The organism is Oryzomicrobium sp., assembly GCF_021287045.1.
Lineage (GTDB): Bacteria > Pseudomonadota > Gammaproteobacteria > Burkholderiales > Rhodocyclaceae > Oryzomicrobium.
The window spans coordinates 202,403-219,123 of sequence record NZ_JAJTBG010000001.1; the positions used below are offsets into that span (position 1 = coordinate 202,403).

Sequence of the window (16,721 nt, forward strand, 5' to 3'; positions counted from 1 at the left end):
GGGCCTGCCTGCCCGGAGCGCCTTATTCCACGCGCCTTTCGAGATACCCCCCCCCATGCAAGTCATCCTCGCCACCCCCCGCGGTTTCTGTGCCGGCGTCGAGCGCGCCATTGCCATCGTCGAGCGCGCCCTGGAACTGTTCGGCGCCCCGATCTACGTGCGCCACGAAGTGGTGCACAACCGCTTCGTGGTGGACGGCCTCAAGGCCAAGGGCGCCGTGTTCGTCGAGGAACTGGACGAGGTGCCGGACGGCGCCACGGTGATCTTCTCCGCCCACGGCGTGGCCAAGGCGGTGCGCAGCGAGGCCGAGGCCCGGGGCCTCAAGGTGTTCGACGCCACCTGCCCCCTGGTGACCAAGGTGCACCTGGAGGTGGCGCGCATGCGCAAGGACGGCCGCGAGATCATCATGATCGGCCACAAGGGCCATCCGGAAGTGGAAGGCACCATGGGCCAGGCCGAGGGCGGCATGCACCTGGTGGAAACCCCGGCCGACGTGGCCGTCCTGGCGGTGCGTGACCCGGCCAAACTCGCCTACGTGACCCAGACCACCCTGTCGGTGGACGATGCGGCGGTGGTGGTGAATGCCCTGCGCGAGCGCTTCCCCGAGATCGTCGGGCCGAAGAAGGACGACATCTGCTACGCCACCCAGAACCGCCAGGACGCGGTGAAGCTGCTGACGCCGGAATGCGACGTGGTGATCGTGGTCGGCTCGCCCAACAGTTCCAACTCCAACCGTCTGCGCGAAGTGGCCCAGTTGCGCGGCGTGCCGGCCTACCTGGTGGACCTGCCCGAACAGATCGACGCTAACTGGCTGGCGGGCAAAGCCCGCATCGGCGTCACGGCCGGCGCCTCCGCCCCCGAAGTCCTGGTGGAACAGGTCATCGCCCGGCTGCGCAGCCTGGGCGCGGGGCAAGTGGCGGTACTCGAAGGCGCCCCGGAAAACGTCACCTTCCCGCTGCCGAAGGAACTGGCGTAGGGGAGGGGACGGTCGCATTGGGATCGTGCTCCAACAGCACTTCCACGCGTAGTTGGCTGGCGACAGGAGTGTCGCCCCACTTCCCTGGCTGAAATTTGGCCTGGGCGAATGCGACCCTGGCGGCTTCTTGGAATGGTGCTGGAAGGTCGCTTTGTTCGACGATGACCCGATCCACCTGGCCATCCTTGCCGATTAGGAGCCGAAGCCCGACGCGGCCGGACAGGGAGGGTTTGTTGGGTTCGGGAAAGGCGGGTTCGATGGGGCCGATCGGGCTTGGACGCTCGGTCAGCTTTCCCGCGGGCAAGTACAGCAGGTCGTTGAGTTGCGGTGCGATCGTTTCCGATGCGCTGCCATCACCAGATTTGGTGCTATGGTTCGGGGGCGCTACATCCGCGTTTTCCAGCGATGTTCCGATGGCCTGCTTAACGGAGTCGCTGGCTGCGCTCGGGTTTTCGCTGCGGCGATTGTTTTGCAGCGTAAGGTTTAACCGAGGTGAAATGTTGCGGAAGCCTCCGGAGGCTTCATTCAGCCCACAACATTCGCCTGTGCCGCCACCTATGGGAACGGCTAGCATCCCGATATGCAGCAGTGCCGATAACGCGACGGCAGACAGTAGGGATGGTGAAAAAACGATACGGCCGATCATGAAACTCCCCCGGCTGGCGCCGGGGGTATGTCCTTACTGCTGAATGATTTCCCGCCAGGAGATGCGCTGGGCGACGCCGGAGCCTGGAGCGACGGGGATATTCTGGGTGACCGTTCCACCGCCGGAAGTGCGGATTGCCGCTTTGCCCTGACCGTTGCCAAGTCGGAAGAGGGTTGCTGTACTGGCGAGGAAATTGCCGAGGCTGATCGATGCCCAGGTGTTACCTGCAACCGCTCCACCTGTTTGGTAGTTGACCGCGTTGAACCAACTGGTACCGCCTGGTGAGCATACGTCGGAACTGGGGATGTTACTGGTGAACACCAGGGTACCTTGAGAAAGCCCAGGGCTGGTGTTAATGCGCTCGCCAGTTGATGGTAGATCGATGTACCACCCTTTTTGGGTAGCGTAATTGGGGGTGATGTTGCTTGAGACGCGCTGCGTTGAATTGCTCGTCGATACTGTCAGTGTTTGCCGTTGCAAGTTACTGCGGAGCGGCGAAATGACAGCATTGGTGCCACTCGGGGTGCTGAGGTCGTCGATCAGGCCGTACATGGACTGGGTGCTGGTCGCAGAAGCATACGCACCGCTGGCTCCAGGGATATCCAGATCGCCTAGGTATTGGCCTGTCCCCACGTAAACGAAGCGTTTGCTGACACCAGCGAGGGTTATTTCCCCAAGCTCAGGTTCGGTTGTTACCGGTTGGGGGTTATTACTATTGTCGACCAGGGTGGCGAGCTTGACCACGCTCCATTGGGAACTGTCCGAATTGGTGAGGTCGAAGCGCCATACGTTGCCCTGTAGGTCGCCGCCGTAGACATACTGAACGGTGTTGTCTACGTCCACGTTTTCCACATAGCCACTGATTTTGGCTAGGCCGCTGGGGGTCGTGCTGCTGCCGACGCCGGTGTCGAGGGCCCGGATCAGATCACCGGTTCTGGCGTTGAGCACGAATAGATACCCATGACCGTCGCCACCCGAGTCGCCTGTCCCGTTGTTGTAACCCGAGGTCACAAGAACGACCCAGCCGGCGGCAGCCGTCTTTGTGATGAGTGGGCGGCCGTAGCTATAACCGACGTTGTTTTTGACGACGGTATTGGTGCTGCTGTTCGGAAACTCCCAAAGCACCTTGCTGGCGGCATCGGCTTCGCTGGTGGCAGTAGGCGTGGTGACGTCCAGGGCAAAGAAACCGCGACCACCCTTGCCCAGGCCGCTAGCGAGGATGGTGTGCCAATCCGGATTGCCGCTTCCCCCGCTGGTGTTGGCGAAGTCCACGTCGCCGACGCTGCCGACGCCATCCACATAGTAGTGGTGGCCGAACCCCGTTTTGAGAGTTAGAAGATTCAGACTGCTCATCACCAAGTTGGGGATGTAGGCCCAGCTTTCAGCGCCGCTCGATGCGGTGAATGCATGCATCATGCCGTCATTGGCACCTTGGAATAGGACTCGCGTCCGATTGGCCTGAGCATTGCGGAAAGATTGGGTGCACTGGCCCGAAACAGTATTGGAGTAGCAGTTGTCAATGTAGTTGGCGATTGGTGGGCGAACCAGCAGGGGCTCCGCATTGATGATGTCACCAAGCAGGTGGGCCCGGGTTCTGTAGCCACCCGTCGTCAGATTCTCCTGAGAACGGTCGCCTCGCAGGTAAGCTACCACCGCAGATCCGTCCGCGGGACCCGGAGGTGTGACTGAGCTGTTGAGTAGGGTCTGTTGAGCACTGCTCAACTTAGTGGTCGTCGAGGCGCTGGTTGGCTGGAACTGGCGGCCTTGCCCCGTCCCACTGCTGCCAGAGTAGGTCACGATGGAGCGGTTCGCCGAAGTTCGAGAGTCCAATTGGGTTTGTGGACTGCTGGTCCAAACTGGCGTGGTCAGAACAAGATTGCCGGTCGTTAGGTCGACAGGGTAGGCAGCGAGATCGCCGGTCCAGTTGCCGGGACTATAGCTCGACTGATAGACAATATTGTCGCCGCTAACGATGTTGGGGTTGGATACTGTCACGGCTGCTGCGGCGCTGGCCCGGTCCACAATGTTATTGAGGACTTTGATGAGCGAGGATTGAATCGTTGCAGGATCGGCGGCACTGAAGTACTGACCATGTCCGTTGACTGCTGTGTGCCAGAGGTCCTCGATGGTTGTTGCAGTATCGGCTACCGGCTTAGGCCAATTGGCTGTGCCTTGGGTCAGGTTGTAATAAAAACCTGAAGTTGCTGTCAGGTAATCGCTTTGGTACGGCTGCGATCCATTGGCGCCTAGGCCGATGGTGAATGTGGTCATATGCTGCCAGCTGGCGGGATCGCTGGTGGTGACTGGGACATTGTTGGTGGCGGTGCTGCCGCTGGTACGCAGGTCGGTGACCCAGTAGTAGGCTGCGACGTCGGCGAGTGTGTCCTTTACGGCGCTTGAGTCGTAGTAAGGGCGTGGCCAGTTCTGCGCAGCGGTAAGGCCAGGGTCGGGGGCCGGATTTAGGGCAGAGGTAGGCAAGGTAGGGACTTTGGCTCCATCAATATCGCCGGTACTGTTGTAGCTCCCATTCCAGTAGCCATCCGTGGAAAGAATCGCGTAGTTTTGTTGGCAGGAATACTGTACGGGGTCTACAGAAGTATCGTATTTCGATGTGTATCCCATTTTCCCGTTTTGATAGTAATTCCCCGCCTTCTGAAGGGCGCTTTGTAGTGGAGTTCCTCCGCCGGGGTCAATGCTGTATAGGGTTGAATACCAAGAATTTTTTTGGGTCTGGTTGAAGTCGCTGATGTTAATGAAATTGGCAGCGTTGCTGTTGGTGTTGCTGCTATTGTCATTGATTGTTGAGAAGCCAACGCGATAGTTGTTATCTAGTGCTGCAAAGACCCGCCCCATGGCAGTCTTCATGGTTTGAATACGGGTACGATAGTAGCTGTACCAGTTGGCGAAGTTCTGAATTTCTTCTGCATAGGTGCATGTAGGTGCATTGGCACAATCCGTGCGATTTGGCCGGCCCGTATAGGATGCGGTTCCAGAATTTATTTCTGTTCTGGTGCAGGTGGAGTAGCTGGTACTGCTGCTAGGTGTTGTTTGGGAACAGGTGTTGTAGAAAGCGTATGCTTTGACGGCGGTGTTGTATGTCGAGTTTGAGCTGGTTCGGCACGATCCAGTTGAACTGGGGGAAATTGGCAATCCAGGAGCAGAGGCGGCCGAACTTTTCATATAGCAAGAAGTTGTTAAATCTAAATTCCCGCTGCCAGAAGTATAGGGGTCGTTCGGTGCGTTGGTAGGTGAAACATTACCCATGGACGTCCCATCTGCATTAACAGGCGGGGGGTATGTTGTGTTTGGGTCGTAATAAAGCCTGTTGATTTTGCTGTAGTAATAATCTATGTAGCTGTTGCTATATTGGGCTGTGGCATCCAATCCTGTAATTGATCCCCAGGACATACTTCCAGAATTGTCCAGGATGAACATAATATTTGGCTTGGCTGCATTTTTTACAGCCATTGGGATGTCGGCAATGCTGAGGTTTGTAGCCATCGATGTGCTGATGGTTTGAGTGATTAACAATACTCCAATATTGAAGGAGTAAATGTTTTTAGAAATTCGCGTTCGTGTGGATGGCAGTTGGGTCATGATCCGCTCTCCGGGTTGCATAGCTTTTTTGAGTAGGCGGTTTTTATTCAGTGACGATGGCTTGTGTCATACTGATCGTATTACGCGGCCCGCTCACTCTAATGGTGATCCGGTAGTAGATCTGTTGTGGATTGGTAAAGCTGGCGCTACCGACTTTTTTTGAGCCACCACCGGCAGATGTCCCGGAATAACAAGTACTGGCAATGTTGGTCGTAGTAGTTACGCCGTTACAGAGCCGATCAATGACGTATTGAGTCACGAAGGCGCCGTTTACTGTTTGGGATGTGGCTACGCTGGCCCAATTGATGGGGGTTGATGTCGCTGTTACATCGAATTGCTCTTGATAGGGTATGCCGTTTGCGTCGGTTTTACGGGTGGTGGCGTAATAGGTGCAATTCGTTGTGCAATTGGCTGGCTGATTGGTGTTCATGTTGCCGATGAAGGTGTTGCCCAGGTCGAGAAAGGCGCGTTCGACCCCGTTGTCTGCCGCGTGGAGCGCCGCCTGTTTGAATGCCAAATTGCCTGCAATGACGTTGGTGGTGCTGACGCCCCGTATTAGTGCTAAACCGGCCATGGTCATGGCAAACAGACCGATCAATGCGATCAGGAGGACGATACCTCGTTCTCTTTTGAAGGGAAGGTGTTTGCCGGCGGTGGTCAGAGATTGGTCCATATGACGTTCCGCAACGGGATGATGGTCTGGTAGGTTCTGTAGCGGTAGCGCTGCCAATCGGCATTTCCCGATAGGTCGATCGCAGGAGCGGGGCTTGTGGCCGAATCGGCTTTCCAGGCGCAAGGACCGTTGTTGATGATGCCGCTATCGGTTGTGCATGTATTGGTGACGTTGGTGGGGGCTATCGCGGTCGTGCGTGTCACAACCACGATGCGCAATGCCTTGATGCGCTTGCGGTCGGTGGAAGATGGGGTTGCCCATGTTGAGCCAGTGGCGTCGACCCATTGAGTGACGTTGGTCGAGCCGGCTGGGGCAATGCCGTATTGGGCTTGAAGGTTGACCACATTTGATACCAGCGGTGTCGTTGTTGAGCTTTGTCCCGCTCCATTCAAAGTGGATTCAACAACCTGAAGATTTCCGTTGTTGACGGAATAGGTGTGTGTTACCAGGCCATTGATGTTGAATACTTTGGCACCGGCTATGTAGTCTGGCCAGCCGTTACTGGTGATATACGCTGAGGCTGGGTTGAGGTTGGGCGAGGATGAGGCTGGCGCATGTGTCAGTGTGGATGCGCTGGAGTCAATAGCGGAAACGTTAAAAAGAGTGCAATTTGCTCCTTGCACGATCAACGCCAGGTTTGAGGTGGAAAAGCCGAAGGTACGGCTTACCGGGAAAGGACTGGCAGCACTTGTGTCGGCAGTCAGAAATGCTGGTAGCGATGAAAGGAAGTTGGTGGTGTAGCGGATGCTGATGGTGTCTGAGGCGCCGGCCCCACCGTCGACAATGGCTACTGGGGCTAAGTTGAAGCCGGTAATTGCGCCGGAGTTTAGATAAGTATAAAAGTTGGTGCAGTCGAACGGAGAGGGTTCGGCAAGGCCGGATCCTGCGTTGTGAATGTCCTGTTCCAGCATGGCGATGGAAACAAGACCGTTTTCCTGTGCCTCTGACCCCGAGTTGGTAGTGCGTTTTTGAGCTTCGAAAAGGGACATGGTTTGGACGATGGCCAATGAGGCCACGAGACCAACAGCGAGGCCGACCATCAGTTCGACCAAACTGAAGCCCTTATGCCGTGGGTGGATAGTGGGGGGCATGGCTGACTCAATTCACCTGGGCGATTGCTGTATGTATGTGTTGGCCACTGTTTGGTTGTTGCCAACATAGGCGGACGGTGACGGTATTGGTCGAGGTGTCCACAATGACGCTCCCCGTCCCCGCTGGCAGGGTATTCGTTACGTCGATCAACCAATTCTGGAGATCGGTATAGGTTGACGCCGTGCCTGTTGGAGCACAGGCCGTGCCGGCGGCAAGGTGCTGATAGCTGGCAATATTGGATCGGTCGGTCCAAATGCGTGAGATGACTTGGTTGGCAAGGTAGGCGGCATCGGCGCGGTATTTTGCGTCGCTACTCGAACTGATGGCTGCGGCCTGCATGCCGACGAGTCCGAGCAGGCCGAGGGAAAAAATGGTAATGGCGACAAGTGCTTCAAGGAGCGAGAAGCCGCGGCAGTTCTGCGGTGCTGGCGTCAAGGGCATTTGCGCGGATCCCCTGCTGTGGTGATGGATGGGTCGCAGAGCAGCCCCCCGCTGGTAACGCCAAAGACCAGGCGGCGTGTCATGGTGCCGTTTGCTGATGAGAAATCGATCTGGGTAATCGAGTTGCTGCCATCGGCGTTGGCCGTAACCCGGCCAAATGAGTTAAAGGTGATAGTGGCTGCTGCTGTGGGGGTGACGGCAATGGTCACGAAGCCCCCCGTGCCTTCACGGGCAGGCTTGGACTCGATGTTGACACCGGTGTCGGTCTGCACGACCCAGGAGGTGTCATTGGAAACGACCAGGCGAACCCTGGCGTTTTGCCGTACGGCTTCCGCTCGCGCTAACTGAAACCCCTGATAGAGGGATTCTGCCGTGCTGCGAACGGCAGTATTGGCGAGAAATGTACGAAACGAGGGGGCGGCGATTCCAAGCAGGACGGCAAGCACTGCTAGCGCGATCAACATTTCGACAAGGGTCACCCCTAGCTGAATTGATCGAGAGCGCAAACCAGGGGGTATCGTCAGCATGAGTCGCCTGCGCGTTGTATCCAGCAGTTTTTCGTCCCAGAGGCGCCGGGGAATGCCGTGGTCTGTTTCGTGTTGCTCTGATCAATAGTGAAGGTGAAGCCATTCATGACGCCAATGCCTTGGGCTTGCGCCGTGTAGGTGTCGGCCGTGAAGGTCGGGCAAGAAAACTGAAAGTATTTGCCCGTGGGGGCAGTGGCTTGGACGCAGGGCGGCGCATTAACGTAGGTTCGGTTGTCTTGGTAATACTGTTCCAACTGGACCCGCATATTAGCCAGCGTAGAAGTGGCTTCGGTAATGTTGCCCCGTTGTATGTAGGCGGTATATGAGGGGTACGCAATCGTAGAAAGCAGGGCGACGATCGCGACCACGATCATCAGTTCGATTAGGGTGAATCCGTGTTGGTTGCGCGGCTGGTTCATGGGGAGGTCCAGGATTGATTTTCCCCATGATAGTAATGGGTTCGAGAGCAGTGGCCGATTTTGCGACAGAATGACGGTCGGGCGCGACGAGTGGCTTGTGGGTAAAGGTGTACACACGGCCTTTTTCGTCTCGGGGCATTGTGGTAAAGTTGCGACCCATTTTGCTGCTGTAGCTCAGTCGGTAGAGCAACTGATTCGTAATCAGTAGGTCACCAGTTCGATTCCGGTCAGCAGCACCAGGACAAACACGAGGCCCCGGGGATTCCCCGGGGCCTCGTCGTTTCTGCTCCGGCACCCGGAGTCCGTTCAAGAGCGGCGGGGCGGTCGGAGGGCGGGGGTGGTATGCTCTGCCCCTTTTACAGAGCCGAGGGTTGTTGCCGTGGGGGATTGCTACCACTGCGGGTTGCCTGTACCTGCCGACGTTCATCTGGCCGTTACGGTCGACGGGGTTGATCGCCAGCTGTGCTGCAATGGCTGCCAGGCCGTTGCCGAGGCCATCGTCGCCAACGGGCTGGAGGACTACTACCGCCACCGTGATGCCCTGCCCGAATCCCCCCGGGAAGCCCTGCCGGCCATCGTCGGCGAACTCAAGCTCTACGATCACGCCGATTTCCAGAAAAGCTTCGTGCGCGCCCTTGGGGACAATGAGCGCGAGGCGTCCCTGATCCTGGAGGGCATCACCTGCGCCGCTTGTGTCTGGCTCAATGAGCAGCACGTGGCTAGGCTGCCCGGGGTGGTGGCCATCGACATCAACTACGCCACTCGCCGCGCCCGGGTGCGCTGGGACGAATCCCGCATCCAGCTTTCCGGCATCCTCGCGGCCATCCAGGCCATCGGCTATCGGGCCCATCCTTACGATGCCGCGCGCCACGAGGAAATCGCCCGCCGCGAGCGCCGCGACATGCTGTGGCGCCTGTGGGTGGCCGGGTTCGGCATGATGCAGGTGATGATGTACGCCATTCCCGTCTATATGGCCGGCGATGGCGAGATGACCCAGGATATCGAGGGATTGATGCGCTGGGCCAGCCTGCTGCTGACCCTGCCGGTGGTGATCTACTCCTCGGCCCCGTTCTTCCGCAACGCCTGGCGCGACTTCCGCTTCCGCCGGGTCGGCATGGACGTGCCGGTGGCCCTGGGTGTCGGGTCGGCCTTTGTCGCCAGCGTCTGGGCAACATTGGTGGGAACCGGCGAGGTGTATTTCGATTCGGTCGCCATGTTCGTCTTTTTCCTGCTCGGCGGGCGCTTCCTCGAAATGGTGGCACGGCAGAAGGCCGTTAGCGTCACCGAGGCTCTGGCCAAGCTAATGCCGGCGTTCGCCTTGCGCCTGCTGCCTGCTGGCGCGGGCGCAACCGAACAGGTGCTGGTGTCGGATTTGCGCCCCGGTGACCGGGTGCTGGTCAAGCCGGGGGAAACCATTCCTGCCGACGGCATTGTGGTGGAAGGGGTGAGCGCCGCGGACGAGGCGCTGCTCAGCGGCGAAAGCCGGCCGGTGGCCAAACGCCCCGGCGATGTGGTGACGGGTGGTGCCCAGAACGTGGAAAGCCCCCTGGTGGTGGAAGTTTCCGCCGTGGGCGAGGGGACCCGCTTGTCCGCCATCGTGCGCCTGATGGAGCGGGCAGCCAGCGAAAAGCCGCAATTGGTGGAAATCGCCAACCGGGCGGCGGGGCGCTTCATCGCCGCCATTCTGCCCATTGCCGCGGCCACGGCCATCGGCTGGGCCTGGTTCGATCCGTCCCAGGCATTGTGGATCACCGTTTCGGTGCTGGTGGTGACCTGCCCCTGCGCCCTGTCCCTGGCGACGCCGATTGCTCTGACCGTGGCCAGCGGCGCCCTGGCCCGGGACGGCGTGCTGGTGACCCGCGGCCATGCCATCGAAACCCTGGCTCGGGCCACCTGTTTCGTCTTCGATAAGACCGGCACCCTGACCATGGGGCAGATGCGGGTCGAGCACATTCATCCTGTTTCGGGGTTTGCAGCGGACGATGCGTTGCAACTGGCGGCCTCGCTGGAGCAGGCCTCGGCCCACCCCATCGCCCGTGCCCTGGCGGGCACGGTGGAACAACGGGGGCGCCCGTTGCTGCCCGTCACCACGGCGGCGGCTGTGGCCGGCCAAGGGGTGAGCGGCTGGATCGATGGCCGGGAATTGCGCTGCGGTCGTCCCGAGTATGTGGCCGACCTGCACGGGCAGCCGCTGCCGCAAGAGCTTCTGAATGCCGCCGAGGCGTCGGCCACCCGGGTCGCCCTGGGCGATGCCCGGGGCTGGTTGGCCTTTTTCGATCTGGACGACGACATCCGGCCCCATGCCGATCAGTTGATCGCCCGCCTGCGCCGCGAAGGGCGCCGGGTAGTACTGCTGTCCGGGGACGCGCCCGCGGCCGTGGCCCGGGTTGCGGCCCAGCTCGGCATCGATGACGTGCGGGCCGGCGTGTCGCCCCAGGGCAAGCACGACGCCGTGGCCGCCTTGCAGGCCGAAGGTGAAGTCGTGGCCATGATCGGCGACGGGGTCAACGATGCGCCGGTCCTGGCCCAGGCCCAGGTTTCCATCGCCATGGGCGGTGGTGCGCCCCTGGCCCGGACCCAGGCGGACCTGGTGCTGCTGTCCGACAACCTGAGTCACCTGACGGGGGCTGTCGTCCTGGTGCGCAAGGCGCTGCGTATCATCCGCGAGAACCTGTGGTGGTCGGTTAGCTACAATGTGGTGGCCATTCCCATGGCTATCGCCGGCTATGTCACCCCCTGGCTGGCGGCCATCGTCATGTCGGGAAGCTCGCTGCTGGTCGTCCTCAATTCCCTGCGCCTGCAGCGTGCTGTGGACACGGAGGCCTGATTCGGAGTCGTCATGGAAAGCCTGTACCTGTTGATCCCCCTCTCCGTGCTCCTGGTGTTCCTCATTGCCCTGATCTTCTGGTGGTCGGTGAAGAGCGGCCAGTTTGAGGACCTGGAAGGGCCGGCCTACCGGATCCTGATGGATAAGGAGCCGGGGGAAGAGAGAGCCGCCAAGCCGGCTGCCGATTCGACATCGCCGCCAAAGGCGTGATCAGGCCCGCAGGAGGTTTAGGGCCATGGATGAGCCGTGCTTTGCCGGGGGCATCGGGGTTTGATCTGGGTCAAAATCGAACTTGGGTACGTCGGACATAATCCGTCCCAGATCGTTGCCTTCGTGGGGCGATCTGATTTGTTTCTCTGTTGGGGTTGGGGTGCGTGGAAACGCACCCTTTTTTTCGTTTACGGCCCCGTGCCGTGCAGCGACCTCAGTTTTTCTCTTCCTAGGCTGCCTGCCTAGCGGAACCCCAATGCTGGCGCGGGGTTTGGCTTCCCCTTAGCACCTGAATTGACCCAGATCAATAGCAGGTTGACCTATGTCAAAAAGCCCCCCGGGACCGTAAAATAGCATGCGCATAGCCGCCAAAAGTGGGGGTGAGTGTCGGTCATGGCATCGGACGAGGCTCATCATCAGGGAGGCGGCGCAAGATTTTTACTTTCTAAAAACTGAGGTGGGTCCATGTCGGAAACGCAAACCACATACAACTATAAGGTTGTACGGCAATTTGCCATCATGGCCGTCATCTGGGGCATCGTTGGTATGGCCGTCGGTGTCTTCATCGCGGCTCAGCTTGTCTGGCCCGATTTGACGTACGGCATTCCTTGGCTGTCCTATGGCCGTCTGCGGCCGCTGCACACCAACGCGGTAATCTTCGCGTTCGGTGGCTCGGCTCTCTTCGCCACGTCTTACTACGTGGTTCAACGCACCAGCCACGTTCGCCTGTTCTCCGACGGCCTGGCCGCCTTCACCTTCTGGGGTTGGCAAGTGGTGATCCTGCTCGCCGCCGTCTCCCTGCCGCTGGGTTTCACCTCCGGTAAGGAATACGCCGAGCTGGAATGGCCGATCGACATCCTGATCACCCTGGTGTGGGTCGCCTACGCAGTGGTGTTCTTCGGCACCATCGCCAAGCGCACCATTTCCCACATCTACGTGGCCAACTGGTTCTACGGCGCCTTCATCATCGCCGTGGCCCTGCTGCACATCGTGAACTCTGCCGAGATTCCGGTGAGCCTGACCAAGTCCTACTCCGCCTACGCTGGCGTGCAGGATGCAATGGTGCAGTGGTGGTACGGCCACAACGCCGTGGGTTTCTTCCTGACCGCCGGTTTCCTGGGCATGATGTACTACTTCGTGCCGAAGCAAGCTGAACGTCCGGTGTATTCCTACCGTCTGTCGGTGGTGCACTTCTGGGCCCTGATCTTCACCTACATGTGGGCGGGTCCCCACCACCTGCACTACACCGCGCTGCCCGACTGGACCCAGTCCGTTGGCATGATCTTCTCGCTGATTCTGCTGGCTCCCTCCTGGGGCGGCATGATCAACGGCATCATGACCCTGTCCGGCGCCTGGCATAAGCTGCGTGACGATCCGATCCTGAAGTTCCTCGTCACCTCCCTGTCCTTCTACGGCATGTCGACCTTCGAAGGCCCGATGATGTCCGTGAAGACGGTGAATGCCCTGTCCCACTACACCGACTGGACCGTCGGCCATGTGCACTCCGGTGCCCTGGGCTGGGTGGCCATGGTGTCCATCGGCTCCATCTACTACCTGATCCCCCGCATGTTCGGCCGCAAGGAAATGTTCAGCATCAAGCTGATCACCGTCCACTTCTGGCTGGCCACCATCGGCGTGGTGCTCTACATCGCTTCCCTGTGGATCTCCGGTGTGATGCAAGGCCTGATGTGGCGTGCGGTCAACGCCGACGGCACCCTGACCTACAGCTTCGTCGAAGCCGTGAAGAGCTCCTATCCGTTCTGGGCCATTCGCTTCATCGGCGGTCTGCTGTTCCTCGGCGGCATGTTCGTCATGCTCTTCAACGTGCTCAAGACGGCATCCGGCAACAAGGCAGTGGAAGCCCCGGTGCTGGCCCCGGCCGCTCACCACGCCTGATCTGAGGGAGGATCACCATGGTTTCTCAAGACAAAGTTGAAAAGAGCGTAGGCTGGCTGATCGTCCTCACCCTGCTGGTGGTGAGCGTCGGCGGCCTGCTGGAAATCGTTCCCCTGTTCTTCCAGAAGTCCACCACGACTCCGGTCGAGGGCGTCAAGCCTTACGATGCGGTGCGCCTGGTCGGTCGGGACATCTACATCCGGGAAGGCTGCTACAACTGCCACTCCCAGATGATCCGTCCCTTCCGCGCCGAGACCGAGCGCTACGGCCACTACTCGGTGGCGGGTGAGTATGTGTACGACCACCCGTTCCAGTGGGGCTCCAAGCGTACCGGTCCCGACCTGCACCGGGTGGGCGGCCGCTATTCCGACGAATGGCACCGTGCTCACCTGAACCAGCCGCGCGACGTGGTTCCCGAGTCCAACATGCCTGCCTACCCCTGGCTGGCTCAGACCAAGGCGCTCGACACTGTCGGCTCCGACGTCGATGCCAAGATGAAGGCGCTGCGCAAGATCGGCGTTCCCTACAGCGATGAAGAAATCGCCGGTGCCAAGCAGGCGCTCGAAGGGAAGACCGAGCAAGACGTCCTGATCGCCTACTTGCAGGGTCTGGGCCTGGCGCTCAAGAACACCAAGTAAGGGGTCCTATGGACATCAACGATCTGCGATCCATCATGACCGTCGTGTCGCTTGCGACTTTCGTCGGGATCATCTGGTGGGCTTTCAGCAAGGGACGCAAGTCTCGGTTCGACGAGGCAGCAAACCTGCCGTTCGCAGATAAGGACGTGGATGAGGCGGAAACCCGCCTCGTCCGTCGGGACTAAAGGAATGGAATCATGAGCGATTTCGTTAGCGAGTTTTGGAATTTTTATGTGGTGGGCATCGTCCTGGCGAGCGTGATCGCCTGCGGCGTTGTCCTGTGGAGCCAGAGCAAGGTCAAAGCTGCTCCGGCTGGCAAGGTCGAGACCACCGGTCACGTGTGGGACGAAACCCTGGAGGAGTACAACAACCCCCTGCCGCGCTGGTGGATGTGGCTGTTTTACATCACCGTGGTGTTCGCCCTGGTGTACCTGGTGCTCTACCCGGGCCTGGGCCGCTTCCAGGGCATCCTGGGCTGGTCGTCGGTGGGTCAGTACAAGACTGAGGTGCAGAAGGCCGATGCCCAGTACGGTCCGATCTACGACAAGTTCGCCAAGATGCCCCTCAATGAAGTGGCTGCCAACAAGGAAGCCATGGAAATGGGCAAGCGCCTGTTCCTGACCTACTGCATGCAGTGCCACGGTTCGGATGCCCGCGGTTCCAAGGGCTTCCCCAACCTGACCGATGCTGATTGGCAGTGGGGCGGCGAGCCGGAAACCATCCAGACCACCATCGCCGAAGGTCGTATGGGCATGATGCCGGCTTACGGCGGTCAGCCCGACGTGATCGGCGGCGAAGCCGGTGCCAAGGAAGTGGCCAACTACGTCCGCTCCCTGTCCGGTCTGTCCCACGACTCCGCCCTGGCAGCCAAGGGCAAGGAGAAGTTTGACAAGGTCTGCGTGGCTTGCCACGGCCCCGAAGGCAAGGGCATGAACGCCCTGGGCGCCCCCAACCTGACCGACAAGGTCTGGCTGTACGGCAGCTCTGAAGCCACCATCGTCGAGACCATCACCAAGGGCCGCGCCAACCGCATGCCCGCCTGGAAGGAATTCCTGGGCGACGCCAAGGTGCACATCCTGGCCGCTTACGTGATGAGCCTCTCCGGCAAGGCTGGCGAGCAGCAGAAGTAAGTCGTAGCAGCAATCGTCCGGTCCCGCTATCTCTGCGGGGCCGGCAAAACCCGGGGCGGCGCGTCCGCTCCGGGCCATAAAAAGAAGCGATACAAGCACCGACTTGTATCAAAATCGCACGGGTGGATTGATCCTTACTGGCAGCTTCGGCGAAGTCCAGTGATGTGTGATTCTGAAACAAGGCAGTGTTCTTAAATGACTTCTCCCCTCGAAAAGGCAGCGGCGCCCGCCGAAGCCAAATCCCCCGCCACTCAGGCAGCTGCGTCTGAAGCACCGCGCAGTCTCTACCAAAAGCACATCAAGATTTACGCCCGGCCGATCGCCGGGAACTTCAATAACCTGCGCTGGCTGCTGGTCTTCCTCACTCAGGCCCTTTTCTACGGTCTGTGCTGGTTCGACTGGAACGGCCGCCAGGCGGTCCTGTTCGACATCCTCCAGCGCAAGTTCTACCTGTTCGGCCTGGTGTTCTGGCCCCAGGACGTGATTTATCTGGCCGGCTTGCTGATCGTCTCGGCCTATGCGCTGTTCCTGTTCACCGCCATCGCCGGGCGCCTGTTCTGCGGCTACGCCTGTCCCCAGACGGTCTACACTGAAATCTTCATGTGGATCGAGAACAAGATCGAGGGGGAGCGCAACGCCCGCATGAAGCTCGACGCCCAGGCGATGAGTGCGCGCAAGCTGCGCATCAAGGCCACCAAGTTTCTGGTCTGGGGCCTTCTCGCCTTCTGGACCGGCCTGACGTTCGTCGGCTACTTCACGCCGGTCAAAGAGCTGACCCACAACCTGGTGACCTGGAACCTGGGTCCCTGGGAAGGGTTCTGGATGTTCTTCTACGCCGGTTTCACCCTGATGCAGGCCGGTTTCCTGCGCGAGCAGGTGTGCAAGTACATGTGCCCCTACGCCCGCTTCCAGGGGGTCATGTTCGATCCCGACACCCTGGTGGTGACCTACGACGAAGAGCGTGGTGAGCCCCGGGGCGGCCGCCGCAAGGGCACGGACTACAAAGGCCAGGGGCTGGGGGACTGCGTCGATTGCGGCGTCTGCGTCCAGGTCTGTCCCACCGGCATCGACATCCGACAGGGGCTCCAGTACGAGTGCATCGGTTGCGGCCTGTGCGTCGATGGCTGCAACCAGATCATGGATAAGATGAATTACCCCCGGGGCCTGATCCGTTATTCCACGGAAAACGCCGTGGCGGCGCACTACAACCGGCGCCAGATGCTGGGCCATGTACTGCGTCCGCGGGTGCTGCTCTACTCCAGCATTCTCGTGATCATCGTCGCCGCCATGGTCTGGTCGATCGCCACCCGCATCCCCCTCAAGGTCGACGTGCTGCGCGACCGCGCGGTGCTGAGCCGGGAAGCGGAGGACGGCAAGATCGAAAACGGCTACATCCTGCGCATCATCAACGCTGCCGAGCAGCCGCGGCACTTCGAGATCAACGTCAGCGGCATCGACGGTGCCGAATTGGCCGGCCGCCACGTGGTGGACATGGAGCCGGCCCAGGTTGCGGAACTGACCGTGACCGTCCAGGTGCCGGCCGAGTCCCTGCGCCAGGGATCGAACAAACTGTTCTTCGACATCAAGGCCCTGGACGACAGTTCGGTGGCCGTCCATGAAAAAACCACTTTCTTGATGCAATAAAGGTA

The 16,721-nt window shown here is 59.9% G+C and carries 15 protein-coding genes and 1 tRNA gene; 9 read left to right on the forward strand and 7 right to left on the reverse strand.

Features of this window, described 5'->3' with window-relative positions; translation table 11 throughout:
- The first annotated feature begins 55 nt into the window (after nt 1-55).
- Nucleotides 56-976: a 4-hydroxy-3-methylbut-2-enyl diphosphate reductase gene (ispH, locus tag LWW89_RS00920; protein WP_293259714.1), complete on the forward strand. Its 921-nt coding sequence runs from the start codon at nt 56-58 to the stop codon at nt 974-976.
- On the opposite strand, the gene LWW89_RS00925 is transcribed toward ispH, so the two are convergent.
- Genes LWW89_RS00925 through LWW89_RS00955 form a run of 7 tightly spaced genes read right to left on the reverse strand, consistent with a single transcriptional unit; the run spans nt 945 to nt 8,371 of the window.
- A complete protein-coding gene (locus LWW89_RS00925; protein ID WP_293259717.1) occupies nt 945-1,622 on the reverse strand; it encodes a TonB family protein in 678 nt (225 codons plus the stop codon). The genes ispH and LWW89_RS00925 overlap by 32 nt on opposite strands.
- Nucleotides 1,623-1,655: 33 nt before the next feature.
- A complete protein-coding gene (locus LWW89_RS00930) occupies nt 1,656-5,219 on the reverse strand; it encodes a PilC/PilY family type IV pilus protein (protein ID WP_293259720.1) in 3,564 nt (1,187 codons plus the stop codon).
- 43 nt (nt 5,220-5,262) lie between these two features.
- Nucleotides 5,263-5,892 (reverse strand): hypothetical protein, encoded by a 630-nt coding sequence (locus LWW89_RS00935; RefSeq protein WP_293259723.1) that lies wholly within the window; start codon nt 5,890-5,892, stop codon nt 5,263-5,265.
- The gene (locus tag LWW89_RS00940) at nt 5,877-6,983 is read right to left on the reverse strand and encodes a PilW family protein (protein WP_293259726.1); all 1,107 of its coding nucleotides are present in this window, start codon (nt 6,981-6,983) and stop codon (nt 5,877-5,879) included. The genes LWW89_RS00935 and LWW89_RS00940 overlap by 16 nt, the downstream gene beginning before the upstream one ends.
- A gap of 7 nt (nt 6,984-6,990) precedes the next feature.
- Nucleotides 6,991-7,425 carry a type IV pilus modification protein PilV gene (gene pilV / locus LWW89_RS00945; RefSeq protein WP_293259729.1) on the reverse strand — a complete coding sequence of 145 codons (435 nt, stop codon included), beginning with the start codon at nt 7,423-7,425 and terminating at the stop codon, nt 6,991-6,993.
- Nucleotides 7,416-7,952 carry a GspH/FimT family pseudopilin gene (locus LWW89_RS00950; RefSeq protein WP_365780792.1) on the reverse strand — a complete coding sequence of 179 codons (537 nt, stop codon included), beginning with the start codon at nt 7,950-7,952 and terminating at the stop codon, nt 7,416-7,418. Before LWW89_RS00950 ends, pilV begins: the two co-directional genes overlap by 10 nt.
- A complete protein-coding gene (locus LWW89_RS00955; RefSeq protein ID WP_293259735.1) occupies nt 7,946-8,371 on the reverse strand; it encodes a type IV pilin protein in 426 nt (141 codons plus the stop codon). The genes LWW89_RS00950 and LWW89_RS00955 overlap by 7 nt, the downstream gene beginning before the upstream one ends.
- A 163-nt stretch (nt 8,372-8,534) precedes the next feature.
- Between LWW89_RS00955 and LWW89_RS00960 the strand changes: the two genes are divergently transcribed.
- The 8 genes from LWW89_RS00960 to ccoG all read left to right on the forward strand — a co-directional run bounded on the left by LWW89_RS00960 (nt 8,535) and on the right by ccoG (nt 16,716).
- Nucleotides 8,535-8,610 (forward strand) — tRNA-Thr (locus LWW89_RS00960).
- Between the two features lie 98 nt (nt 8,611-8,708).
- The gene (locus tag LWW89_RS00965) at nt 8,709-11,198 is read left to right on the forward strand and encodes a heavy metal translocating P-type ATPase (protein ID WP_293259738.1); all 2,490 of its coding nucleotides are present in this window, start codon (nt 8,709-8,711) and stop codon (nt 11,196-11,198) included.
- Between the two features lie 12 nt (nt 11,199-11,210).
- Entirely contained in the window at nt 11,211-11,408 is a 198-nt protein-coding gene (gene ccoS, locus LWW89_RS00970) for a cbb3-type cytochrome oxidase assembly protein CcoS (protein WP_293259741.1), read from the forward strand.
- Between the two features lie 465 nt (nt 11,409-11,873).
- On the forward strand, nt 11,874-13,304 hold the full coding sequence (ccoN, locus tag LWW89_RS00975) for a cytochrome-c oxidase, cbb3-type subunit I (protein WP_293259744.1): 1,431 nt from the start codon (nt 11,874-11,876) through the stop codon (nt 13,302-13,304).
- A gap of 17 nt (nt 13,305-13,321) precedes the next feature.
- On the forward strand, nt 13,322-13,942 hold the full coding sequence (gene ccoO, locus LWW89_RS00980; protein ID WP_293259747.1) for a cytochrome-c oxidase, cbb3-type subunit II: 621 nt from the start codon (nt 13,322-13,324) through the stop codon (nt 13,940-13,942).
- Nucleotides 13,943-13,950: 8 nt separating this feature from the next.
- On the forward strand, nt 13,951-14,127 hold the full coding sequence (locus LWW89_RS00985) for a cbb3-type cytochrome c oxidase subunit 3 (RefSeq protein ID WP_293259750.1): 177 nt from the start codon (nt 13,951-13,953) through the stop codon (nt 14,125-14,127).
- A gap of 12 nt (nt 14,128-14,139) precedes the next feature.
- A complete protein-coding gene (gene ccoP, locus LWW89_RS00990) occupies nt 14,140-15,072 on the forward strand; it encodes a cytochrome-c oxidase, cbb3-type subunit III (protein WP_293259753.1) in 933 nt (310 codons plus the stop codon).
- 195 nt (nt 15,073-15,267) lie between these two features.
- Complete coding sequence (gene ccoG / locus LWW89_RS00995; RefSeq protein WP_293259756.1) at nt 15,268-16,716, forward strand: cytochrome c oxidase accessory protein CcoG; 1,449 nt, start codon at nt 15,268-15,270, stop codon at nt 16,714-16,716.
- Nucleotides 16,717-16,721 lie beyond the last annotated feature (5 nt).

Excerpts from the sequence above, each read along its gene's own strand:
- ccoG (WP_293259756.1), top strand. The coding sequence starts at position 15,268 with ATGACTTCTCCCCTCGAAAAGGCAGCGGCGCCCGCCGAAGCCAAATCC.
- ccoO (WP_293259747.1), top strand. The coding sequence starts at position 13,322 with ATGGTTTCTCAAGACAAAGTTGAAAAGAGCGTAGGCTGGCTGATCGTC.
- LWW89_RS00950 (WP_365780792.1), bottom strand. The coding sequence starts at position 7,952 with ATGCTGACGATACCCCCTGGTTTGCGCTCTCGATCAATTCAGCTAGGG.
- ccoS (WP_293259741.1), top strand. The coding sequence starts at position 11,211 with ATGGAAAGCCTGTACCTGTTGATCCCCCTCTCCGTGCTCCTGGTGTTC.
- LWW89_RS00940 (WP_293259726.1), bottom strand. The coding sequence starts at position 6,983 with ATGCCCCCCACTATCCACCCACGGCATAAGGGCTTCAGTTTGGTCGAA.
- ccoN (WP_293259744.1), top strand. The coding sequence starts at position 11,874 with ATGTCGGAAACGCAAACCACATACAACTATAAGGTTGTACGGCAATTT.
- LWW89_RS00985 (WP_293259750.1), top strand. The coding sequence starts at position 13,951 with ATGGACATCAACGATCTGCGATCCATCATGACCGTCGTGTCGCTTGCG.
- LWW89_RS00930 (WP_293259720.1), bottom strand. The coding sequence starts at position 5,219 with ATGACCCAACTGCCATCCACACGAACGCGAATTTCTAAAAACATTTAC.
- ccoP (WP_293259753.1), top strand. The coding sequence starts at position 14,140 with ATGAGCGATTTCGTTAGCGAGTTTTGGAATTTTTATGTGGTGGGCATC.
- LWW89_RS00925 (WP_293259717.1), bottom strand. The coding sequence starts at position 1,622 with ATGATCGGCCGTATCGTTTTTTCACCATCCCTACTGTCTGCCGTCGCG.
- ispH (WP_293259714.1), top strand. The coding sequence starts at position 56 with ATGCAAGTCATCCTCGCCACCCCCCGCGGTTTCTGTGCCGGCGTCGAG.
- LWW89_RS00935 (WP_293259723.1), bottom strand. The coding sequence starts at position 5,892 with ATGGACCAATCTCTGACCACCGCCGGCAAACACCTTCCCTTCAAAAGA.
- pilV (WP_293259729.1), bottom strand. The coding sequence starts at position 7,425 with ATGCCCTTGACGCCAGCACCGCAGAACTGCCGCGGCTTCTCGCTCCTT.
- LWW89_RS00955 (WP_293259735.1), bottom strand. The coding sequence starts at position 8,371 with ATGAACCAGCCGCGCAACCAACACGGATTCACCCTAATCGAACTGATG.